Source organism: Actinomadura macra NBRC 14102, assembly GCF_001552215.1.
Classification (GTDB): Bacteria; Actinomycetota; Actinomycetes; order Streptosporangiales; family Streptosporangiaceae; genus Spirillospora; species Spirillospora macra.
Genome location: NZ_BCQT01000010.1, coordinates 532212 through 552362, shown reverse-complemented (window position 1 = coordinate 552362; position 20151 = coordinate 532212). Strand labels below are relative to the sequence as shown.

23 protein-coding genes are annotated in these 20151 nt (G+C 68.5%); 7 read left to right on the top strand and 16 right to left on the bottom strand.

The features are described from left to right. Positions 1 to 11 precede the first annotated feature (11 nt). Positions 12 to 605 (bottom strand): toll/interleukin-1 receptor domain-containing protein, encoded by a 594-nt coding sequence (locus tag AMA02S_RS19335; RefSeq protein ID WP_084265320.1) that lies wholly within the window; start codon positions 603 to 605, stop codon positions 12 to 14. 281 nt (positions 606 to 886) lie between these two features. On the opposite strand from AMA02S_RS19335, the gene AMA02S_RS19330 reads away from it, so the two are divergent. The 4 genes from AMA02S_RS19330 to AMA02S_RS41930 all read left to right on the top strand — a co-directional run bounded on the left by AMA02S_RS19330 (position 887) and on the right by AMA02S_RS41930 (position 3142). Beyond that, entirely contained in the window at positions 887 to 2134 is a 1248-nt protein-coding gene (locus AMA02S_RS19330; protein ID WP_067460456.1) for a helix-turn-helix domain-containing protein, read from the top strand. A gap of 147 nt (positions 2135 to 2281) precedes the next feature. Continuing rightward, positions 2282 to 2572, top strand: a complete 291-nt coding sequence (locus AMA02S_RS19325) for a hypothetical protein (protein WP_067460453.1) — start codon at positions 2282 to 2284, stop codon at positions 2570 to 2572. After that, the gene (locus AMA02S_RS19320; protein WP_067460449.1) at positions 2569 to 2814 is read left to right on the top strand and encodes a hypothetical protein; all 246 of its coding nucleotides are present in this window, start codon (positions 2569 to 2571) and stop codon (positions 2812 to 2814) included. The genes AMA02S_RS19325 and AMA02S_RS19320 overlap by 4 nt, the downstream gene beginning before the upstream one ends. Further along, complete coding sequence (locus tag AMA02S_RS41930) at positions 2804 to 3142, top strand: hypothetical protein (RefSeq protein WP_157430700.1); 339 nt, start codon at positions 2804 to 2806, stop codon at positions 3140 to 3142. Before AMA02S_RS19320 ends, AMA02S_RS41930 begins: the two co-directional genes overlap by 11 nt. 111 nt (positions 3143 to 3253) lie before the next feature. Here the strand turns inward: AMA02S_RS41930 and AMA02S_RS19315 are convergent, their stop codons facing one another. The 14 genes from AMA02S_RS19315 to AMA02S_RS19255 form a co-directional block, all read right to left on the bottom strand. Then, entirely contained in the window at positions 3254 to 3661 is a 408-nt protein-coding gene (locus tag AMA02S_RS19315) for a pyridoxamine 5'-phosphate oxidase family protein (RefSeq protein ID WP_245667650.1), read from the bottom strand. Between the two features lie 188 nt (positions 3662 to 3849). Next, complete coding sequence (locus tag AMA02S_RS19310; RefSeq protein WP_067460444.1) at positions 3850 to 4650, bottom strand: hypothetical protein; 801 nt, start codon at positions 4648 to 4650, stop codon at positions 3850 to 3852. A 69-nt stretch (positions 4651 to 4719) separates the two neighbouring features. Continuing rightward, entirely contained in the window at positions 4720 to 4851 is a 132-nt protein-coding gene (locus tag AMA02S_RS44730; RefSeq protein WP_281181897.1) for a hypothetical protein, read from the bottom strand. Beyond that, complete coding sequence (locus AMA02S_RS19305) at positions 4848 to 5933, bottom strand: radical SAM protein (protein ID WP_245667648.1); 1086 nt, start codon at positions 5931 to 5933, stop codon at positions 4848 to 4850. The genes AMA02S_RS44730 and AMA02S_RS19305 overlap by 4 nt, the downstream gene beginning before the upstream one ends. A 229-nt stretch (positions 5934 to 6162) precedes the next feature. Then, complete coding sequence (locus tag AMA02S_RS19300; protein ID WP_067460440.1) at positions 6163 to 7041, bottom strand: helix-turn-helix domain-containing protein; 879 nt, start codon at positions 7039 to 7041, stop codon at positions 6163 to 6165. Further along, on the bottom strand, positions 7013 to 7525 hold the full coding sequence (locus AMA02S_RS19295; protein ID WP_245667646.1) for a DUF6879 family protein: 513 nt from the start codon (positions 7523 to 7525) through the stop codon (positions 7013 to 7015). The genes AMA02S_RS19300 and AMA02S_RS19295 overlap by 29 nt, the downstream gene beginning before the upstream one ends. Before the next feature lie 23 nt (positions 7526 to 7548). After that, complete coding sequence (locus AMA02S_RS19290; RefSeq protein ID WP_067460437.1) at positions 7549 to 7782, bottom strand: hypothetical protein; 234 nt, start codon at positions 7780 to 7782, stop codon at positions 7549 to 7551. Between the two features lie 37 nt (positions 7783 to 7819). Further along, positions 7820 to 8377, bottom strand: coding sequence for an ankyrin repeat domain-containing protein (locus AMA02S_RS45045; RefSeq protein ID WP_084265319.1), 558 nt, complete (start codon positions 8375 to 8377; stop codon positions 7820 to 7822). Positions 8378 to 8642: 265 nt separating this feature from the next. Then, complete coding sequence (locus AMA02S_RS19280; RefSeq protein ID WP_067460431.1) at positions 8643 to 10901, bottom strand: Orn/Lys/Arg family decarboxylase; 2259 nt, start codon at positions 10899 to 10901, stop codon at positions 8643 to 8645. Positions 10902 to 11020: 119 nt separating this feature from the next. Continuing rightward, entirely contained in the window at positions 11021 to 12106 is a 1086-nt protein-coding gene (locus tag AMA02S_RS19275) for a glycosyltransferase (RefSeq protein ID WP_067460428.1), read from the bottom strand. Positions 12107 to 12124: 18 nt separating this feature from the next. Next, positions 12125 to 13492 (bottom strand): arylsulfotransferase family protein, encoded by a 1368-nt coding sequence (locus AMA02S_RS19270; protein ID WP_067460425.1) that lies wholly within the window; start codon positions 13490 to 13492, stop codon positions 12125 to 12127. Positions 13493 to 13613: 121 nt separating this feature from the next. After that, on the bottom strand, positions 13614 to 14252 hold the full coding sequence (locus tag AMA02S_RS19265) for an O-methyltransferase (protein WP_067460422.1): 639 nt from the start codon (positions 14250 to 14252) through the stop codon (positions 13614 to 13616). 416 nt (positions 14253 to 14668) lie between these two features. Then, positions 14669 to 15133: a hypothetical protein gene (locus AMA02S_RS19260; protein WP_067460419.1), complete on the bottom strand. Its 465-nt coding sequence runs from the start codon at positions 15131 to 15133 to the stop codon at positions 14669 to 14671. Positions 15134 to 15262: 129 nt separating this feature from the next. Further along, positions 15263 to 15706 (bottom strand): hypothetical protein, encoded by a 444-nt coding sequence (locus AMA02S_RS19255; RefSeq protein ID WP_157430699.1) that lies wholly within the window; start codon positions 15704 to 15706, stop codon positions 15263 to 15265. 111 nt (positions 15707 to 15817) lie between these two features. Here AMA02S_RS19255 and AMA02S_RS19250 point away from each other — a divergent pair, with 111 nt between their 5' ends. Both AMA02S_RS19250 and AMA02S_RS19245 read left to right on the top strand, forming a co-directional pair. Next, positions 15818 to 16630, top strand: a complete 813-nt coding sequence (locus tag AMA02S_RS19250) for a helix-turn-helix domain-containing protein (RefSeq protein WP_157430698.1) — start codon at positions 15818 to 15820, stop codon at positions 16628 to 16630. After that, a complete protein-coding gene (locus AMA02S_RS19245; RefSeq protein ID WP_067460410.1) occupies positions 16627 to 16818 on the top strand; it encodes a DUF397 domain-containing protein in 192 nt (63 codons plus the stop codon). The genes AMA02S_RS19250 and AMA02S_RS19245 overlap by 4 nt, the downstream gene beginning before the upstream one ends. A 118-nt stretch (positions 16819 to 16936) precedes the next feature. Here AMA02S_RS19245 and AMA02S_RS19240 read toward each other — a convergent pair whose 3' ends face one another. Next, positions 16937 to 18490 (bottom strand): glycosyltransferase family 39 protein, encoded by a 1554-nt coding sequence (locus tag AMA02S_RS19240; RefSeq protein ID WP_067460407.1) that lies wholly within the window; start codon positions 18488 to 18490, stop codon positions 16937 to 16939. Positions 18491 to 18808: 318 nt separating this feature from the next. Between AMA02S_RS19240 and AMA02S_RS19235 the strand changes: the two genes are divergently transcribed. After that, the gene (locus tag AMA02S_RS19235) at positions 18809 to 20107 is read left to right on the top strand and encodes a DegT/DnrJ/EryC1/StrS family aminotransferase (RefSeq protein ID WP_084265317.1); all 1299 of its coding nucleotides are present in this window, start codon (positions 18809 to 18811) and stop codon (positions 20105 to 20107) included. Positions 20108 to 20151: the final 44 nt, after the last annotated feature.

The window sequence follows — 20151 nt, the reverse complement described above, 5'->3', positions numbered from 1 at the left end:
CGCGCCGCGCGTCAGACGCGGGCGGGCCGCTCCCCGCGCAGGGCCCGGACCAGCACGTCGAACCTCTCCTCGAACGGGGCCGGGTCGCGGAAGTCCACCCCCTTGCGCGTGCCGAGGAACTGGGGGACCTCCCCGGCGCCGCGGACGACCGGGATGAACCGCAGGCCGTACTCGATCGACCGGGTCATCAGCGCGGTGTAGACCTGCCGCGTCAAGGGTTCGTCGGGGGTGTGCGCGCCGACGACCATGAGCGCGTTCCGCGCCTCCCGGATCCCCGCCTCGACCCGCTCGACGACGATCTCCGCCTCACCGATGTCCCACGCGTCGAGCCACACCGTGAACCCGGCGGCCTCCAACCGGACGGCGAGGTCCCTGGCCCACGCCTCGTCCCCACGCGCATAGGCGACGAACACGTCCCGGGCATCACCGGAACCTCCGCCCGGGGAACCAGCCGTCCCGGACGACGCCGGAAGCGGCGGCGGCGCGGACGGTCGCGACCGCCGGGACTGGCGTAACGCATGGACGGTGCCGAAGACACCCGCCCCCGCCGCGACGACGCCCGCCGTTGTGCCCACAGACGCGAGGACCAGCGACACCACGCTCATGGATGCGACTGTAAGCAGCCCCGGGCCGGCGCAGGCACCCCCGGCCGACTACGGCCACCCCCCACCACTTGAACCAGCGAAGAGCCCGTAGCGCGACAGGTCGTCTCACCCAGGGGCGGATGGGACGGGGCGGAGCGCTCGCACGCGGGGCCACCATCGAATAGAGCAGACGCTGTGAAACATGAGGACCCCGTGCCTAGCCTGGGAGTTGTCGAGACTCCAGGAGGGTGCGGGGCCCATGCGTGAACGCAACACGCGGCTCGTCACGGCGGGCGGCACTCATGTTCGATGACTTGGCCGGGCAGCGAACCGGCAGGCGCATCCAGATTCTGCGGGAACGTAAGGGCTTGTCGCGTCCTACGCTCGCCGGACTGGTCGGCATGTCGAGCTCGTGGCTGAAGGACGTGGAGCGAGGCCGGCTGCTGCCTCCTCGTCTCCCCACACTGGTGAAGCTGGCCGAGGCTCTCGGCGTGGGTGATGTCGCGCTTCTGGCCGGCACAGACATGAACATCGGCGATACCGCTTCCATCCCGATGGCATCCTTCGCCCGCATCCCGCACGAAGCGATCCCGGCCATCCGCGACGCCATCCGCGACCCGTTGCTGACCGTCCCGCCCGCGGACGGGCCGCTCGACATCGCCCCCTTGACCGACCGCGTCGCGAACGCCTGGCGGCTGTGGCACGGATCGACGACCCATCGCACCGATGTGGGACGGATCCTGCCAGGGCTGATCCAGGATGCGCGGATCGCTGAGCGGGTCGCCGAACCCGAGCAGCGCCGGGAGGTGAACGCCGTCCTGTCCGATGTGTACGCGCTGACGCAACATGAGATCGTTTGGGCGTCCGAGCCAGAGCTGATCTGGGTCGTGGCCGACCGTAGCGTCAGTGCCGCTCACAACGCCGACCGGCCTGTCACCCTGGCCGGGGCCGCGTGGACGCTGGCGATCGTCCAGCGGTCGATGGGCGACCTTGACGGCGCGGTCCAGCTCGTCACGGACGCGGCGGCTCTGCTGCGACCCCGGCTTGACGACGGCTCCGTCCAATTGCAAGCCATGTACGGCGCGCTTCACCTGCATGCGGCCACTACCAGCGCACGCGCAGGCCGGGAAGGTGAGGCGTTGTGGCACCTCGATGAGGGCGACAGGACGGCCAAGCGACTACCGAAGGGCTACCACCACCCCTGGACGCAGTTCGGTACCTCCAACGTTGCGGTGCACTCGGTATCCGTCGGTGCTGATCTTTCCAAGTCGGCGACCGCACGGGACCGCGCGCAGCAGATCGACCCGGACACCATTCCGAGCCGCGAGCGCCGCGCCCGCCTGATGGTGGAGACGGCTCGCTCCTACCACCAGAAGCGGGACTACTCGGCCGCCCTGGATTGGCTGGAGCGCGCCTATCCGGTGTGCAACGACTCGGTGCACTACTCTCCGCAGGCTCGGCAGATGGTCTCGGACGCGGTCGATTGCGGCGGGCCGATGATCGATCGGCGGTCGCGTACCTTCGCACAGTTGCTTGAGCTGCCGGTGTGAAACGAGAGGGGGGAGACTCCACCCCTCCACCGTGGAGCAGAGCGCCTCCCATGGTCATGGGGTGTGAGCTGCAACTTGTGACACAGCGGCGTCCAGTCATGCTCTGTGTAACCGGAACACCACCGCAGATCGCACCGGGAGACAGGCATGGCAGACACCTTCGATGGCAGCGAGCACTTGCACGCCTACCCCAAGCTGTACGCGCTGATGAGCACCTTGCAGGTGCGCGGATTCACGACGGACCTGCGGGCCCGCTCGCTGACCGTGACCAGGCCGGGTGACCCCGAGCGTTCGGTTCAGACGATCACGTGCAGGCCGCGGGTCACCGACGCCGACAGGTTGTGGTTCTTCGACGGTTCTGGGGAGCCGATCGCTGAGGCCGAGGACATCACCGGCGCCGCGGTGATCATCGCGGGGAACCTGACCCCGGCCCCATGAGCCGCGAGAACGGGCAGACCGTCGTCGGTGGCTTCGTCCTCAAGGGCGGTGACGGCGTGTACCTCCTGCTCGACCCGGAATCCGAGAGTCCGTGCGCCACGATCATTTCGCAGGGTGATGGGACGTGGCGGGCCCGCACCTTGGACGGTGAGGCGAAGACCCTCCAACCGCCGGACGACAACGACCGTCCCGCGGTGTGGGTCGCCGAGCAGATCACGCGGGAGGCCCCGAATGCTCGGTGAACTAAAGGTCGAGCCGTTCGGTCCGATAGACGCGCTGCACGCCGCCGTCCGGCGCCGCGCTCCGCAGGTCGCGGTGACGCGTGCGCGCGTCCCGGAGGAGTACAGCGTCCCCAAGTTCGGGACGTTCGGTGTACTGGGATTGCGGCTGCATGTGTCGTATCGGACTCGTCTGGCGCGGCGGATCCGCTGGGACGGCGACGCAGCAATTTACGTGTGGGCGTCTGGCCCGGACGACGGCGTGCAACTGTCAACCGATCCCGAGGTGGCCGCGACGCGGATCGCCCGGGCCATAGGTGCGCCGGTGTCCCCAGCCCCTTCCAGGAGGTAGAGCCGGGGCGGCGGCGCCACGCCCGGTGACCGCTGGCGCCGCCGCCCCTTTTCAGCGACACGCCCTCGGGTGGGATGCGAGGCCCTGCCGGTCAGGCTCGATCGGGGCCCGCTAGCCCAGGTCGGCGGACAGCCAGTGTTCTGGGCGCATGTAGATGAGGAAGTGTTCGCCGAGATGCGTCCGGTCGTATTCCACGTACTCGGCGACCTTGTCAGGCGGCAGGTATCGGGCGGCCATCTCCCATGACCGCTCATGGCTGTCAGGCGCGGTCCTGATCACCGGTCCCTCCACCGACACGTAGCGGATGGTCGGTTCGGTCCGTTGGACCATGAGGCTGAACCGGCCGGCCCCGTTGATCGCCCGTGCCTTCCGCGAATCGGGACCCGTGCGTACCCACAGCTCGCCGCCCGGGGCGTACTGGTACCAGATGGGAACCGTCAGCGGCGCCCGATCCGGCGTCTCGACCACCGACAGCGCACCGATATGGGGTTCTGACAGGAATCCTTCACGATCTTCCACCGACAACACCATGTGCCGGACGCTACCCAGGGATCGGTCAACCTAGCGCCTGGCCATGGAGATGTCTGAACGTGGCGAGTTAGCGTCCGCAGGTACCAGCGAGGCGGCCTCAGCACAGATCATCGTTTCTCTTTCATCGGGACCCGCACGATCCACTCGGCGTTCCATCATGTACATGCGGCGGCCCGCTACTCGTTTCGGCGCATCCGCCAAAGTCGTGCCGCTTGAGCCATATCCGTCGTCCACTCCACCGTATTGGCCGCGGCTATCTCTTCCCACATCCGGTTGCACGCTCGCGCGAACACCGCCAAGCCTTCCTGCGGAGCTGATCTCCAGGCCGGTACATCCGCCACCACCTCTTCGGCCGACTCCGCACTATGTCCGCTCGCCATCAGGCGCAGAATGAGGCAGGCAGGGTCGATCCACCCCGCCCCCCTCGTCGGCCAGGCCCAGTCGATGAGCATCGCCCGTCCGTCGACCATGAGCACATTCAACGGGTTGTAGTCGGTGTGCAGTAGCCGGTCGCCCTTGAACCACTCCAGCTCCTCGGGAGTGGCGACGTAGTGGCGCCAGCGATGCTCGGCCAACTTCACCGGCAAGTCTGGACAGGGAATGTCTCCGAGCGCCGTTATGGTCTCGGCCACCTTGGGAAGATCGGCCGAGCCAGGCTGATAGACGCTATGACGCCCGTCAAGCAACTCGAAGCCCAGCACGTCCCACTCACCCTCAACCCGCCACAATAGCCGCGGTGCCAACTGGTCGACGTACGGGTTGATCAGCGCCTCCATGTCCTGTGTCCAGCGCCGCGGGTAGTCCCGGTGCAGCCCCTTCACGAACACCGACCCGGACTCGGTGATGAGCACGGCCGCAATTGCGGAGTTGAGCCCTTCCGGGACGGTTGTGGCGGACCACACGGCGCCGGTGTGCCGCTCCACGACCTCCTTCGTGGCGCGCGGAAGGTCTTTCCAGCGGACACGTTCGACTGCCATGAACCCTCCCGGTGAGCGCGACAGAGGGCCGCCCTCGCTATACTAGGGCGGCCCTCGCCTGCTGCCCCGTTAGTACGGCTGGTCGTCGCCAGCTGCACACGAGCACGTGGCTGACTCGACGAGCGTCTCGATGTCCTCGACGAACACGACCTCGGTCACGTCCTCGACGGGCTTCGGCCTGATCTCGACGTCCACGATCATTTGGCTACTTCCTTCCTGAGTTCCCGATGCTGGCAGTAGGCCGCCAGCGGAGCCTTGGCCTCGCGATAGAGCTGGACCAGCGGCATGCAGGTACCGCACGTTCCCTGCAAGGAGCAGCCGGTACAGCTCCCTTGCCGCAGCAGCAACGAGTCTGCGATGGCGCCGAGGCTGCCGAGGCCCTCGACACCTTCCTCGATGAGTGGGATCTGCGGGTCGCGTCCGATCTTGCAGATACTTGCCATGCCGTGCGGGTCGACGTGGAAGAAGCTGTGGCCGGCATTGCAACCGGTGAAGGGCTTGCGCTTGCGCAGGTGCTCGACCGACTGGGCGGGCAGCGTCTCCGCGCCGCCATAGATGGTCGGCGACATGTTCACGTAGAGGTGATGCGGGATACCGAGTTCGTCGCCCAGAGCCTGCATCTGCTCGACCTCGTGAGCGTTAGTCTTGGTGACGATCAGGCTGAGCCTGAGCAGCAACCCAGCCTCGTGGGCCGCTGCCAGGCCGCGACTGAACGCCTTGAACGCGCCGCGCCGGCGGGTGAGCCCGTCGTAACTCTCCTCGGTTGCGCCGTATACGCTGATCGTGATCTCGTGCGATCGGTGCGACGTGAGCAGTTCCAGAATCTTTGGGTTGGCCAGGCGCGAGCCGTTGGTCAGGATGCTGAGCATCATGCCGAGCTCAAAGGCCAGGCCGTACGTCTCGGGAAATAGCTTGTCGATGGTCGGCTCACCACCGGTGAGCTGGAGCCAGAGAACTCCGGCTTCGCGCAGCACGTGAAGGAGCTTTGCGCGGTCGGGCCAGGAAAGTCCTTCGAAACGCTTGAGGCCCAGGTAGCAGTGCTCGCAGTCGTAATTGCAGCCCAGGTTGAGCTCGTAAGTTGCGCGGACGTAGCCGTAGGGCGACTCCTCGCGGGCTACGAGGAGTTCATCAGTTCGCTGTCCAGCGATGTCGATACCCCAACTCCGCTGAACTGCATCCGTAAACCAGGGAGGACATACCTCACCGGCCGCGGTCGCGGCCGCGAGCTCCTCGTAGTGACCGTGTGAAACCTTTACGGCTCCGGCACTGCCTGGACGGAGCACCAGGTAGCTCCCCAGGAACGGACTGGCGATAAACTGATGCGCTAGTCCTCCACGGTGATAGTGCTCACGTGTGAGGAGTGGGACAGAGGTCTTCACAGAGATGGCCTCCAGTGTCAGAGAACGGATGCTAGGCGTCCCGTCATTCAGAACTGTAAATCCACTTGGCGCGCAAAGCCAGAAACTTTCTAGAGATTTCTTGCAGTAACTCAGAGACTTCGGGGTGCGGAAATCAGTCGCCATCTTCCGGTAGGCCAGCAGCAAGACTCTCGATGACGCAGTTGATGATCGCTCGCGCAGTCCGCCCGTGGCTGGCAACGGTGGCGATTTCCTCGAACACGCTGCTATACAGCTCGATCTCCTGCGGTTGCCGTAGATCCAGGGCGGCCGAGAAGGTCTCGACCAAGACCCGTTCCCGGTCGTAAGGCCAGAAGCCGTGCCATGGTGAGGTGGCGTACTGCGTCTCAAAGCCGACTATCCCAAGCCGTACGTTGGGCAGCTGAGAGAGTGAGATCAAACGATCTAGCTGGCCGAGCATGGTTGCGGGTGAGCACAGGCGGAACCGCAGCGCGGCCTCGGTCAACACGAAGTGGAAGCGCTTATCCGGCTGGTAAAGGATCTCTTGTCGGATCAGGCGGCCCTGCACCGCCTCGTTGATGTCATTCGGCAGCCCCAGCCGGCGGATGCCCTCGGCAAAGCGGGCTCGTGCATACTCCGCGGTTTGCAGCAGGCCAGGGATAACCGTCGCTTCGAACGCTCTGAAGAGTCGGGTCTTCTGATCCCACTCGGCCAGCTCGTTCTGCCGCGGGCGCAGGCCGGTCCGCAGGATGCGCTGCCACTCGGCGTGTTGGACTTCGAGGGTGTGTAGTGAGGCGAGCAGGGCTTCGGTCTCGGCCTCGCTGCCCGTGGCTCGCGTCCAGGCTCGAATGTCCCCGTCGCTGGGTGTCTGTCGGCCGTTCTCCAGCTTGCTGATTTTCGAGGGCGGCCACGACAATGACTCCGCGAGCCGCCTGCCGCTGAAACCGGCGGTTCGGCGAAGCTCACGGAGCCGTTTCCCGAGCGCGTTACGAGCCTCCTGGACGTTAGAGGCGCCCGAGGTGTTGTTCGGCAAAGTCGTCCCGTCTGATGGCGTGATGCCAGGCTGTATCACGCCAGTAGTTGTGCTTCACGATCTCAGAGGCATCCTCGATGACCTCGCCGCCGAGGAAGACGTCACTGTCGTCGAAGTGCATCCGCACCAGCTTGGATGAGTCGAAGAGCCAGTAGTCGTAGCTGGGCAGTTCTGCGGCTTGGGCCTCGTCCCGCGGGAGGTAGCGGATGTCCTCTCCAGCACCGTTGGTGAACTGCGCGCACCACACACCGAATCGGCTGTAGTCCGTAAGGGGCAGTGTTACCAGCCGTACCCGCGCGAAGCGACGGCCTTTGGCCGTCGCCTCCTGAAGCATGTCCAGCCAGCTCTGCATCCACGGTAGATCGTCCGGTTCACCCGCCAGAAACTTCTGTAGCGACTCATTTTCATAGCTCGCGTCATAGCTGTCGCGAGCCTCCAGGCGGAAGGCCGTGTACTCGAACGAGTGGAAGAGCTGCCGGAACACCGGGCCCGGTTGGATGAGCTGAGTCAGGGGTCCACCTCCTCCACGTGGCGGCGAACGTAGAACCGCAGTACCTCCTCCGGGATCTCGATCACAGTCTCGTGGTCGGGCACCGGCCCGATGTCGGCGAGGGCTTGGGGGTCGGTTACCTTCCACCCCTGGGCGATGTACGTCACGCGGTCGGTGCGGTCGGTCGCGAACAGGGTCGGCGAGTTGTCTACCTGAGACTCTGGATCCTTGCCGAGGAACCGGGCGCGCATCCTGACTCCTTGCGAGAAACGTAGTGAAGTGTTCTCGTCAAGGGTGGCAAGCGGCAGCGAGCCCGTCAATGGGCGATCGGAGCAGAGGGGGCGTGTGGCGGGTGCTGCTTGACAGGCTGCCGTCCGCTCGCCGTGCGCTCCGATGGAGGAGGGGCTGCCCCCGACGCGTAGCGGATCGTAGGTTCGGTCCGTTGAACCATAGGGCTGAACCGGCTGGGCGTGGAGGTGTTCTGGAACGGTGGCGAGGGCGCGGGTGTCTCGCCGGGGCCCGGGGCGAGGGAGGGCTAGAACGATCCCCATTTACGGTTCTTTGTAGCGCGTGCAGATAGATTTTTTCGGTCGTCTTCACCAGGCGGTCGTACACGGCCTGTCCGCGTCGCCGGTCCACCCAGGTGCCGAGGAGACTGAGGTTCACCGCCGCGTCCACCAGCAGTGGTTCTGTCACGGCGACGTCGCGCTTTTGAGCGGGGACCAGCCCACCTCCGTTCCTGCGGGTCTCGTCGGCCCCGTGCGAGATCAGAAGATCGATCACCTCGGCGGCGCCGCCGTGATAGGCGTAATGCAATAGCGTGTCGCCGTTCACGTCGTTGTTCATCACCCACCCTTCGAGTGTCGCGATCGAGCTGAGCTCATCGATGGAGCCCGACCTGACCGCCGCGGCGAGTCGTGCCCATGTCTTGTGGTCGGCGCGTGGGCCTTAGGAGAACCGGCTGTGCGTCCCGCAAAGGATCAGGGACGCCATGGCAATGGCGAACCGCATCGTGTTTCCCGTATCGAGTCATGGCGCCTGGCCGGCGCGAGTCACTCAAGGGTGTTGCCTCCCGGCCCGCGGGACGGTCCCGGGCGAGTGGCCTTCCGTGCTAGGTGGTGATGCATTCGATGCGGTAGTGGCCGTCTTCGTCGCGGTGGGCGCCGTGGATGTCGGTGGCCAGGTGGGGGAAGGCGCGGTCGAAGTCCTCCAGGGCGCGCAGGTAGCACATCAGCGGGCCGTCGTCGGGGCCGGTGGTCTCGCCGGGCATCAGCATCGGGATGCCGGGCGGGGTGACGACGACCGTCGTGGCGGACGTCCGGCCGGCCAGGCCGCTCAGCGGGACCCGTTCGGTGCGGGAGCGGATCAGCGCCTGGTAGCAGTCGGCCGGGGTCAGGACGGGCTCGGGCAGGTCGGTGAAGACCTGGTCGAGCAGGACGTCGAGGTCGGAGTCCCGGAGCCTGCCGTGGACGCAGGTGCAGAGCGCTTGCAGCGTCATGCCGGGATGGCCGAACCCGGGCAGGACCTCCGCGAGGGGCGTGCCGTCGTCGTAGGCGTTCTTGAAGTCGATGAGCGCGTCGATCAGGGTGCCCCATTTGCCCTTGGTGATGCCGATGGAGAACAGCACCAGCAGGGTGTGGTCGCCGGTCTTCTCCACCACGATGCCGCGTCGCTCCAGGAAGGCGGCCACGATCCGGGCGGGCACCCCCCACTCGGACGTGCCGCCGGTCGCGTCGGCGCCGGGGCAGGTGATCGTCACCTTGATCGGGTCGAGTAGGCACCAGCCGTCCTCCAGGCCGTCGAACCCGTGCCAGGCGGCGCCGGGCTCCAGCGTCCAGCAGCGGGGGTCGGTGGACAGCAGTTGGACGTCGGCGTCTTCGAACGGCACCGCGGAGCCGGTGCGGGGGTCGGTCACCTCCGGAGGCTGCCAGGCGCCGAAGAACCAGTCCGGACGGGTTCCGTCCTCACGGAACCGGGCCGCGAGCCGGACGAGCGCCTGGCGGAAGCGGACCGCTTCGATGATCGCCTCCCCGGTCAGGAACGGGCCGGACGGGCCGTCCATCATCGCCGCCGCCACATCCAGCGAAGCGATCATCGGGTAGAGCGGCGAGGTGCTGGCGTGCATGAGGAACGTCTCGTTCAGCCGGTCGTAGTCGACCGGTGCCTGAGGCGACGGGCGCACGTGCAGCATCGACGACTGCGACAGTGCCGCCAGCAGTTTGTGCGTGGACTGCGTGGCGAACACCGTCGGACGTGGCGCGCCGGGCAGGGACCCCTCGCTGACGGCCATGCCGTAACGGCGTTCGTACATCGGGTGGAACCGGGCGTAGGCGAACCACGCCTCGTCGAAGTGCACCCGCGGGACGGAGGCGCCGAGCAACTCCGCGACGCGGACGGCGTCGTAGCACAGGCCGTCGTAGGTCGAGTTGGTGATCACGGCGTACGCGGGGTCGGGGTGGGCCGCTCCGGGGGCGAACGGGTGGCCCGCCAGCCGGTCGCGGACGGCCGGTTCCGCCAGCGTCCCGGCCGGGATCGGGCCTGCCAGGCCCAGTCCGTTGCGTTCGGGGACCAGGTAGACGGGGCGGGCGCCGCTGATGGTGAGGGCGTGCTGGACGGACTTGTGGCAGTTGCGGTCGACCAGCGCCAGTTCGTCGCGTGCGACCGCGTGATGGCCGACGACGCGGTTGGCGGTCGAGTTGCCGTTGACCACGAAGAACGTCCGTTCGGCGCCGAAGACGCGGGCGGCGTTGCGTTCGGCGTCGCCGATCGGGCCGGTGTGCTCCAGGGGCGAGCCGAGCTCGGGTACCGAGATGGACAGGTCGGTGCGCAGCAACCGTTCGCCGTAGTAGTCGTAGAACGCCCGTCCCACCGGCGACTTGAGGAACGCCACGCCACCGGCGTGGGCGGGGGTGTGCCAGGAGTAGCCGTGCCTGTCGTCCAGGCGCAGCAGCGCCCGGAAGAACGGGGGGAGGAGACGCTGGGCGTACTGGCCGGCCGCGTGTGCGATGCGTCCGGCGATGAAGCCGGGGGTGTCCTCCAGCAGGAAGACGTAGCCCTGGATCACCTCGTAGACCCACAGGGGAACGTCGCGTGGCTCGTGCTCGGTGGTGAGCAGGAAGACCGGCAGGCGGTGGAACCTCCAGGTGACCGCGTTCATGATCTCTTCGGCGCCGGGGGTGCCCCAGCCCGCCAGGACGGCCGTGAGCATCGCGTCCGAGCGGATCACCGCCAGCGCGTCGGCGCTGCGATGGGTCCAGCGGACCTGTAACCCCTGCTCGTCCATCGTGGCGCAGAGGCGGCGCAGCTGCTCGGCCATCACCGAGTCGGCGTCGGGCCGCTCATCGACGGCGACGAGGATCGTTCGTTCCATCGCGACACCTCCACGTCGCTCACCTCATGACGACTGAGAGTATTCGTACAAATACGGAATGTAACAGTCGTGGTGATTGATGAGTAGTGGCGATGAAGTTGCTAAGAGTAACCGTTCAGTCAGAGTGGGCTCCCGGGACGGTGTCGGACGTCGCGTTCGGACGGGGGTACCAACTCACGCCAGTCCCGTACGGTCGCGCCCGTCAGGGGCTCTCCCGGGAAGGTGTTGGGCAGCAGGTCGTAGCGCTCCTCGTAGGCGAGCCTGAGAATTCGAAGCCGCCCCTCGGTCCGCTCCTTCACGAAGGTGTCGGAACTCGCCCCGTACCTTCCCGAGGCCGAGTTCGCCAGCCGGAACTTCTGTGCGGTCCGTTCCATGTCCCGTAGCGGGAAATGGTGCATCAGCAAAGACGTCTCGCTTTCCAGGACGGGTTTGCGAGACGGCGGGGCCGCGATGGTGTGGCGGCCGAACGTGAACCGGAGTTCTCCGGGGCCGCGGACGAGGAGCATCTGGTGCTTCCAATGCCCGGCGGGGCAGAAACGGATGGTGTTCCAGTGGGCATTGGGCAGTTCGTCGAGGGGATGGTGCCGGGGCCGGGGCGCGGAGAGCCTGCTCGGATAGTGCTCCAGGACGCGGCTGCCGACCGTGTCCACCCACGGCGGCAGGGCGCGGGCCAGCTCGCCGATGGTCATCCCGTCCGGCCCGCGGGGGAACTCGTCGGCGTCGACCACGACCCACCAGACGGGCCTGCCCGCTGCCTCCGTCCGTTCTTCGATCACCCGGACGAGACGTTCGGTCCGGCGGACCTCGTCGAACATCCCGTCGCTGGCGTCGCGGATGACGGTCGCCCCGGCGGCCTCCGCCTCGAAGACCGTCCCGTCGTCGGAGCCGTCGTCGATGACGAAGACCCTGTCGGCGCCCTGGAGCAGCATGTTCCGGACGGTCGCGTAAATGACGTCTTCTTCATTCCAGGCTTGGCACAGCCCGTACACGAGCGGTTCCCGTGAATGCGTTCCGCTCGTGCACGGGCGCGCGGGCCCGAAACTCTGCCACGTCCTGGCGTACCTGCGCAGCCACGGCGGGATCGGCGGATTGCGGCGCCGGGCACGGGCGAGCGCCAATTCCATCCCGTAACGGGGATAGTCGAGAATCCTGGTCTCGGGCCCGTCGCCGAAGAAGAACCCCTGGCTGCCCCACCTCTTCTTCATATCGAGGCGCCGCGCGGGTCAGCGGTCGACCGGCGCGACCGGCGACATCTCGATCGGCTGGCCGTCGGCGTCGAGGGCCTCGACCCGGACGACACCGGTCCGCAGGGACTCGGGCAGCTTGACGGCGGTGTCGAAGCCGTCCCAGTCCACCACCTCGGCCTCCTGGAGCGCGTCCTCGGCGGGGCCGGCGAGCAGCCGCCACCCGGCGACGCCGGTCGCGCCGTTCCACACCGCGCGTACGAGGTCGCCGTCCACCACCGCCACTGGGGGTGTCGCCGGACGGCCGTGCCATTCCTGCCGGAACACCCGGTAGGTCGTCCAGCCCGGCCCGTCGGGTGTCGTGGCGTCGAACAGCAACTCGCCGTCCGGGGAGAACTCGGAGATGCGGCCGGCGCGTCCCCAGCCGACCAGCGTGTTGCCGTTCGGCAGCCCCTGCGCGCTTCCCTCGACCGACGACGACAGGTGCTCGGGGTGGGTGATCTGCCGGACGTGCGTCGCGATGCCGTTCTCGACGTCGGCGCGCAGCCACACCACGCGCGACTCGTAGCCCTCCATGCCGATGTTCGCGCCGTTGTCGAACACGCGGTGGACGCCGTCGCCGACCGGCTGCGCGTCGTGCGGCCAGTTCAGGCGCGCGCCCACGCCGAGTACCAGCGTGCTGGCGCCGCTGCCGAGCTTCCAGAGGACCTCGCCGGTGCCGCGGTCCAGCTTGTAGAGCGCCTGCGAGTGCCGCGCCGTGATCACCAGGTTCTCGTCGTCGTCCACGCCGATGGCGTTCACGTGCAGGTGGTCCCAGGGGCCCTCGCCCGCCATCTGGACGGGCAGGTCGCTCTCACCGAGCGGGATGCTCTCGGCGCCGCTCCAGTGCAGCAGTACCTCGCCGGTCGCGATGTCGATCTCCTCGATGACGCTGTCGAGGATCAGGCCGTCCTCCCGCCCGCCGACGGGGGACAGGTCGTGCGGCTTCGGGTGGTAGCCGACCAGCAGCGCCGTCCCGCGGTCGGTCAGCAGCAGCTCGTGCAGGTCGGCGGGCATGTCGCCGCCCATGCGCAGCGCGGCGATGACGCGGTAGGACGTGTCGGCGATGTAGCAGGTGCCGGTGCCCGCGCCCGTCCGCGTCGCCTCGCCCTGCCACCAGGTGAGGACGGGCTCGCCCCGGTACTGCTGCACCCGGACGTTGGTGGCGTACTGGCCCTCGGGGACGGGACGGAACCAGACCACCCGTCCCTGGTCGTCGGCGATCTGCGGGCCGTGCGGCGCCGCCGGCTCCAGGATGGACTGCGGCGACATGAACAGGTATCCCGGTGCCACGCCGGCGTGCCTGGTCGTGACGTTGATCCTCCGGATCTCCTCGTACGGGGGCATGGGCGCGGTCGTCTCGGTCACAGGTTCCCTCCAGGGCTCGGCTCGGCGACCATCGTCTTCGCTGGGGCACCGCCGTCATAAGGGTCCGATCGACGCACGAACGACCATGCCCAGGCGGACGCCCGCCCCCCACCCCGAGGGTTCAGCGCTTGCGCACCATCGTGGCGCCGTCCCCGGACGGGAAGATGAGGGAGTCCACGCGGTCGTCGGCGTGCACCGCCTCGTTCAGCTCCCGGACGGCCACGACGTCCTCGGCATCGCAGTCCTCCTTCAGGACGCGCCCGCCGCGCAGCGAGTCGGCGAGCAGGATCAGCCCGCCCGGCCGCAGCCGCCGCAGCAGCTCCTCGTAGTAGAGCCGGTGGTTGACCTTGTCGGCGTCGATGAACGCGAAGTCGATGTCGGCCTCCTCGGGGAGGGCGAGCAGCGTCTCGGCCGCCGGACCCACCCGCAGGTCGATCTTGTGGTCCACTCCGGCGCGCTTCCAGTACCGCTCGGCGATGGCGGCCCACTCCGCGTTGATCTCCAGCGCGAGCAGCCGTCCGTCCGAGGGCATGGCGCGGGCGATGCACAGCGAGGAGTAGCCGGTGAAGACGCCGACCCCGACGACGCGCCGCGCCCCGGTGATGCGCGTGATCATGGACAGGAGCGCGCCCTCGTAGTGGGTGATGTGCAGGTCGGGGGCCGTCGCCTCGGTCTCGGTGGCCAGCTCGCGGAGCACCTCGTCGGGGCTCTCGCAGTGCGACAGCAGATAGCGGCCGAGCGCGGCTTGCATGGCGTCCATCGTGTCCTCCTGAATGCGGTGGGGGCACGGTCACGCTAGGTCTGCGTGCGCAGCCCCGCCCAGCCACGTTCAGGCGCACCCTCGGCTACCACCGTTCCGGCCGAGGCCACGTAAGCGCGTCGCTCACCGTTCTGGCCGTCGGGTGGTGAACGGCCCCCGGAACTGACGACCGGCGTTCCGGGGGCCGCTCCCTGCCGTCCAGCGGACCGCGCCCGCCAGTCGCTACAAGGACGGGGGTCTCGCGCCGGACGGCGTCCCGTCCACGGGGACCTCCTCCCGATGGACGGGTCTCACGCGGTCGCCTTCCCCGGCTAGGAGCACGACCGTGTGAGCGTCTTGCACGGGCCCGGGGACTACCACCCCTGGAATCCCCGGGACCCGCCGCCCGCACGTGAGCGCCACGGGAGACGAAACGCTCACGTGCGGGAGTCTCTGTCCGCGTGGTGAGGACGCCGTGTTTGGGCGCTCTCCACGCGGACGTCTGGGGTTACCCGTCCGGCCCGTCCTGGCCCGTCCGGCCCGTTCTGGACGAGCTTCCGGGCCGCCTGGACGAACTCCGAATGCCACGCCTCGCCGGTCCCGTCCACCTGGTAGGCGAGCTTGTGAGCCTCGTCCCGGATCTTGGTGACCGTCTCCGGGAGGTGTCCGGTGTCGCACAGCAGGGTCCGGACGTGTCCGGAGACCTCGTTGAAGGCCACGCCGAACGCGTCCCGCGCGGGAGCCTCCGGAACCTGCGCAAGCGCTTCCTCCGCCCGGGCATGAGCCGTGTCCGCTACGTGCCGGATCATGGACCGGGGCCGGTCCTGGGCCGCCATGACCTCCTCGAAAGCCGCAACAGCGGTCTGCGCAAGCTGTGCGGGCCGCATCATGCCGGAGGCCATCTCATCCCCTCCCGATGAGGCTGGGGAACCATCCGACCGCCCCGCACGCAACGCCAGAGAGCAGCGTCCCCGCGAACTTCCCCGCGAGCTCCCGGAGCGGAATCATCGTCACCCTGCCCGGTACCGCCGTCATGCCGCCGTCCTCCGCCGCATCTCGGCAATCACGACCTGGGTCACCTTGAGCGGTTCCCGGGCCGGAGCAAGCCCCACGGTCCGACCGTCGGCGTGGCGCGTCATGATCCACCACCGCCCTTGTGCCGAGACGTAGCCACACCCCAGCGTGAGCGTGCCCCCGATGCCGTCCAGGCGGGAGACCGCGAGCGCCGGGTACCCGTCCGCTTCGACGAGCACGCACGCCATGTCCCGCACGCGGGTGTCTGAGAAACACCTTTGGACGGCCCGGAGAGGCTCCAAGCGTTCCGAATGAACGGAAGTGATCACCGGCAACAGCCCGCACGGAGGACGGTCCTTGTTCGCGTCCAAGGCCGCAGTGGCGGCGGGGCGCGCATGGATTCCGTCCGGCGGTTGAATCGTCGGCAGAGCCGTGTGTGTCCGTTTCGCGTGAATGCCCATGTCCCGGTACCACCTCACAGGGCAGATGTATGTTCCTTGGGCTGCAATCATGCGCTCACGCAGAGTAAGTTCGCTACGTTCGCGAACGAAACGAACGTAGGAGAAAGCGCCATGCCCGGACAGCAGGATCTAGACCCGGATCGCTCAATGTGGCACTTCATCGCCACTCAACTGCGGTTTCACCGCGAGCAACGGAGGATCACCGAACAGCAGGTGGCGGACCTAATTGACCGGACGCGTTCGGTTGTTTCGCGGTATGAATCCGGGATGATTCGTCTCCCTCTAAAGATCGCGCGCATCATAGATAGAGATTGGGATACGAATCTCCTATTCACGCGGCTTGTCGGGTTCGCGAGTGCAGCGCAAGATGGAGACTGGCTAGTCGGGCTCTCGGACTGGGAGCGTCGCGCAACACGGCTACGGATGTGGGAGCTGGTACTCATCCCGGGGCTGCTCCAGACGGAGGGCTACGCGCGGGCCGTGCTGGCCTCAGGACTGACTGGAGACTTGGAGGAGCGACTACAGCGGAGGATGGACCGACAGACAGCCGTGTTCGGACGCGCCGAACCCCCGCAGGTCTCCGCACTGATCAACTGGGCGTGCCTCGCGCATCCGATCGGAGATAACGGCATCATGCGGCAACAGGTTGAACACCTGATCAAACTCGCGGAACTTCCGCACGTGAGCATCCGGCTTGTCCAGCCGGACGCGAACGCGCATCCCGGGTTGAGCGGAGCGTTCGAGCTGTTGACCGTGGACGCTCGCGATGTGGCGTACACAGACGATCCTGATGAGGGGCGGCTCATCATCAGCCCCCCGGACGTCCAGCGGTACGCACTACGGTACGACCGCATAGGCGACCTCGCCGTACCACGGGGACCGTCGCGGGCCCTGCTAGCGGAAGCACTGGAGAACTACTCATGATGATCGAATGGCGCAAGTCAAGTCGTAGCAACACTGAGAACGGGAACTGCGTCGAGCTTGCGAGCCTGCCCGGACGGGTAGGTGTGCGGGACAGCAAGAACCCCACGGGCCCCGCGTTCGCGCTCTCCCCGGAGTCCTTCCGGGCATTCGTCCGTGACGTCAAGGCGGGCGAGCTCGACACCCCGTGAGCCCGCGCAGAACCCCCGGCTTACCCCTCGATAGGTCGGGGTTTCGCGCGGATGCCGGTCCGTTTGACTGAGATCGGGAAGCCCCTCGCCTTCGGGGAGGTATCACCGGCGCTGCATCTCACCCTGCGCTCGCCTCGACTCGGGAGGTGAGCAGGAGGGAGCCGCCGCGGAAGCGCCACCGTCCGGCGTTCCCCGGCGCACCGAAACCGCCGGCCGCGCGCAACACCGCCGCCTTGTCGTCGCGGCAGGGGGTGCCTTCGCCCAGGCCCAGCACCCAGACCCGGTCGATCCGGCCGAGCCTGGCGGCGGCCTCGGGGTCGGTGACCGACCTGCCCGCCATGGTGCCCGCGTCCGCCGCGGATTCGAGGAACGCGACGTCGGTGAGACGCCGGTAGGTGGACGGGAAGGGGGCGATGACCCGCCGGTCGGCGCCGCAGGCGAACAGCAGCCCGTCCCCCGGCCGGGCGTTCACCCGCAGGATCGAGTCCATCGCGCTCAGGTCGTCGATGCGCGAGTCCTGCTGCCGCAGTTGGACGTGGCCGGGCACCGCCAAGGCCACGAGCACGAGCCCTGCCACCGTCCGCCACGGGGGTGTGAGGCGGGCGAGCCCGGCGCCGGCCGCGAGGGACGCGGCGGGCAGGCAGAACAGGACGTACCGGAACGTGTAGAGCGGGGTGACGAGGCTGACCGCCATCAGCAGCAGCGGCGGGAGCAACAGCCAGGAGAGCAGGAGGGCCCGCAGGTCGCGGGCCTGCCACAGGCCGTACCCGGCGGCCGCCGCGACCGGGGCGAGCAGCAACGACGACCCCGCCAGGCCCGAGAGCAGCACCCAGATCTCGCCGGGGGACGGCTTGGCGAGCCACGCGACCTGATCGCGCTGCCGGGAGGCGAGCCAGAGGAGAGGGGCGAGCGCCACCGCCGCCGCGAGCACGGCGGCTGTCCAGCCACGCGCGAGTGAGCGATGCCTCCGCAACACCAGGACGCCGTGTGCCGTCAGGATCAGCAGGCCGAGGATGTTGAAGGCACCCAGCAGCGCGAGAGTTGCGCCATAGGCCGTGAACCGCCGGGCCGAGGCTCGCTCGGTGAGCTTCACCAGAAGGCACGTGGAGAGCACCGCGAGCGCCGACACGAGCGCGTAGGGACGGGCCTCCTGGGCGTACCTGCTGACCATGGGGGTCAGCGCGTAGGCGGATCCCGCGAGCACGCCGGTGCGCCGCCCGTCCAGCCGCTGCCCCAGCCACGCCACCCCGGCCGCGGCGAAGGCCACCGCTAGCGCCGACGGCAGGCGGAGTATCGCCGCACCGCTGCCGAACAGCGTCACGAAGGGGTGGAGCAGCAGGTAGTAGGCACCGTGGACGGCGTCGGCGTGCCCGAGGAGCCGCCACAGCTCCGGCAGGGAGTGGTGCGTGGCCGAGACGGTGGCGGCCTCGTCCCGCCACAGCGACGGGATCGAGATCCCGGCGGACCCGATCACCAAGGCGGCCACGAACGCGAGCACCTGCGGGCCGCGCTCACCGGACGTTCCGCGTTCACCGGACGTTCCGCGCTCACCGGACGTTCCGCGTTCACCGGACGTTCCGCGCTCACCGGCCGCTCCGGGCCCGTGGGCCGTCTTCCGCTCGTGCGTCTTCGACGGAGGCTCCGCCGTCCTCGGCTTGCGGTCGATCCCCACGGCCCCGGTCCCCCTTCGTCCCATCATCGGCACGCCCCCGGCCAACGCTAGGGACGAGGACCTGGGATGTCTGGCGCCTTAGGGGCGCTCAGAAGGGCCTGCCAGATGGACGGCGGCGGGCGGGGACGGTCCGGGACCTGGCGTCCCGCCGCTCACCCTTCCGCATGTCCGGACAGCCCATTCGTCCGCCCGGCAGAGCGGTCGGCGGGGGATATCGCCGCCCCGCCGCCGGCGACCACGATGGCAGCGCCCCATTGGCCGGAGGGCGGCACGCCCGAGCGTGCCCCAGGACTTTGAGGAAAGAGCAGGTGATGAGCCATGAGCGAGGCGCTGCGTGGCATGACCAAGAGCGGCTCCCCCGATCGGGAGCTCGCCGCGCACGGCGGCACGCCTGCCCGCGCGACACCGTGGCCGGCGTGGCCGAGGCTCGACGCCGGGACCGAGCGCCTCGCCCTGGACGCGCTGCGGAGCGGGCGCTGGGCGATCAGCGAGATGCACAACGGGCAGGAGCTGTACGAGCGGCGGTTCGCCCGCGCGTTCGCCGCCTACCACGGGGTTGAACACTGCATCCCGACCACCAGCGGCACCAGCGCCCTGACGATCGCCTTCGAGGCGCTCGGTCTCAGCCGCGGCGCGGAGGTGCTCGTCCCCGGCCTGACCTGGGTCGCGTGCGCGTCGGCGGTGGCGGGCGCCGGGCTCGTCCCGGTGCTGGTGGACATCGACCCGGACACGCTCTGCATGTCCCCGGCCGCCGCGGCCGCCGCGCTGACGCCGCGCACCGAGGCGGTCCTGCTCGTCCACTACGCGTGCAACACCGCCGACCTGGACGCGTTCACCGACCTGGCGCGGCGGCACGGGCTCGCGCTGATCGAGGACTGCGCGCAGGCACACGGCGCCGAGTACCGCGGCCGGCCCGTCGGCACCTTCGGCGCGATCGGCACCTACAGCATGCAGGAGTCGAAGGTGCTGACGTGCGGCGAGGGCGGCGCGTCCGTCACCGCCGACACGTCCCTGGCCGGGCTCATGGAGCAGTACCGCGCCGACGGACGGGTCTACTCGGTGAACCCCGGGCTGGGCGAGCCCAACCTCCAGGACCGGGGCGACGTCCAGGGGCGGAACCTGTGCCTGTCGGAGGTCCAGGCGGCGCTGCTGCTCGGACGCCTGGAGGAGATGGACGCCGAGAACGAGCGGCGGCGCGAGACGGCCGCCCTGCTCGACGACGCCCTCACCGAGATCGACGCGTTCTCGCCGATCGCGGTGCCGGACGGATGCACCAAGCGCACCTACTACCGCTACTGCGTCCGCGTCCACTCCGACGTCAAGCCCGACGAGGTCGAGGCGATGCAGCACGAGCTGAGCCACGAGCTCCGCGTCACCTGCGAGCCGCTGCACGACCCGCTGAACGACTGCCGCCTGTACAACCCGCTCGGATCGCCGCAGAAGTACGACCCCGCGCTGCTGACCCGGATCGACCCGAAGAACTTCGAGCTGCCCGAGTCGCTCGCGGCCCGGCAGCAGGTCATGACGATCCCGCACTTCCTGCTGCTCGGCGACTACGCCGACTTCAGCGACATCCGCCGCGCCCTGCTCAAGGTCTCCGCCGCCCACGGGCTCTGAGCGGCCCACGGGCCGCCCGCGTGCTCCGGGCGGCCCACCGACAC

Coding starts and splice junctions, on each gene's coding strand:
- AMA02S_RS19335 (WP_084265320.1), bottom strand. CDS start 605: ATGAGCGTGGTGTCGCTGGTCCTCGCGTCTGTGGGCACAACGGCGGGC.
- AMA02S_RS19330 (WP_067460456.1), top strand. CDS start 887: ATGTTCGATGACTTGGCCGGGCAGCGAACCGGCAGGCGCATCCAGATT.
- AMA02S_RS19325 (WP_067460453.1), top strand. CDS start 2,282: ATGGCAGACACCTTCGATGGCAGCGAGCACTTGCACGCCTACCCCAAG.
- AMA02S_RS19320 (WP_067460449.1), top strand. CDS start 2,569: ATGAGCCGCGAGAACGGGCAGACCGTCGTCGGTGGCTTCGTCCTCAAG.
- AMA02S_RS41930 (WP_157430700.1), top strand. CDS start 2,804: ATGCTCGGTGAACTAAAGGTCGAGCCGTTCGGTCCGATAGACGCGCTG.
- AMA02S_RS19310 (WP_067460444.1), bottom strand. CDS start 4,650: ATGGCAGTCGAACGTGTCCGCTGGAAAGACCTTCCGCGCGCCACGAAG.
- AMA02S_RS44730 (WP_281181897.1), bottom strand. CDS start 4,851: ATGATCGTGGACGTCGAGATCAGGCCGAAGCCCGTCGAGGACGTGACC.
- AMA02S_RS19290 (WP_067460437.1), bottom strand. CDS start 7,782: ATGCGCGCCCGGTTCCTCGGCAAGGATCCAGAGTCTCAGGTAGACAAC.
- AMA02S_RS45045 (WP_084265319.1), bottom strand. CDS start 8,377: ATGAACAACGACGTGAACGGCGACACGCTATTGCATTACGCCTATCAC.
- AMA02S_RS19280 (WP_067460431.1), bottom strand. CDS start 10,901: ATGGAACGAACGATCCTCGTCGCCGTCGATGAGCGGCCCGACGCCGAC.
- AMA02S_RS19275 (WP_067460428.1), bottom strand. CDS start 12,106: ATGAAGAAGAGGTGGGGCAGCCAGGGGTTCTTCTTCGGCGACGGGCCC.
- AMA02S_RS19265 (WP_067460422.1), bottom strand. CDS start 14,252: ATGGACGCCATGCAAGCCGCGCTCGGCCGCTATCTGCTGTCGCACTGC.
- AMA02S_RS19260 (WP_067460419.1), bottom strand. CDS start 15,133: ATGGCCTCCGGCATGATGCGGCCCGCACAGCTTGCGCAGACCGCTGTT.
- AMA02S_RS19255 (WP_157430699.1), bottom strand. CDS start 15,706: ATGGGCATTCACGCGAAACGGACACACACGGCTCTGCCGACGATTCAA.
- AMA02S_RS19250 (WP_157430698.1), top strand. CDS start 15,818: ATGCCCGGACAGCAGGATCTAGACCCGGATCGCTCAATGTGGCACTTC.
- AMA02S_RS19245 (WP_067460410.1), top strand. CDS start 16,627: ATGATGATCGAATGGCGCAAGTCAAGTCGTAGCAACACTGAGAACGGG.
- AMA02S_RS19235 (WP_084265317.1), top strand. CDS start 18,809: ATGAGCGAGGCGCTGCGTGGCATGACCAAGAGCGGCTCCCCCGATCGG.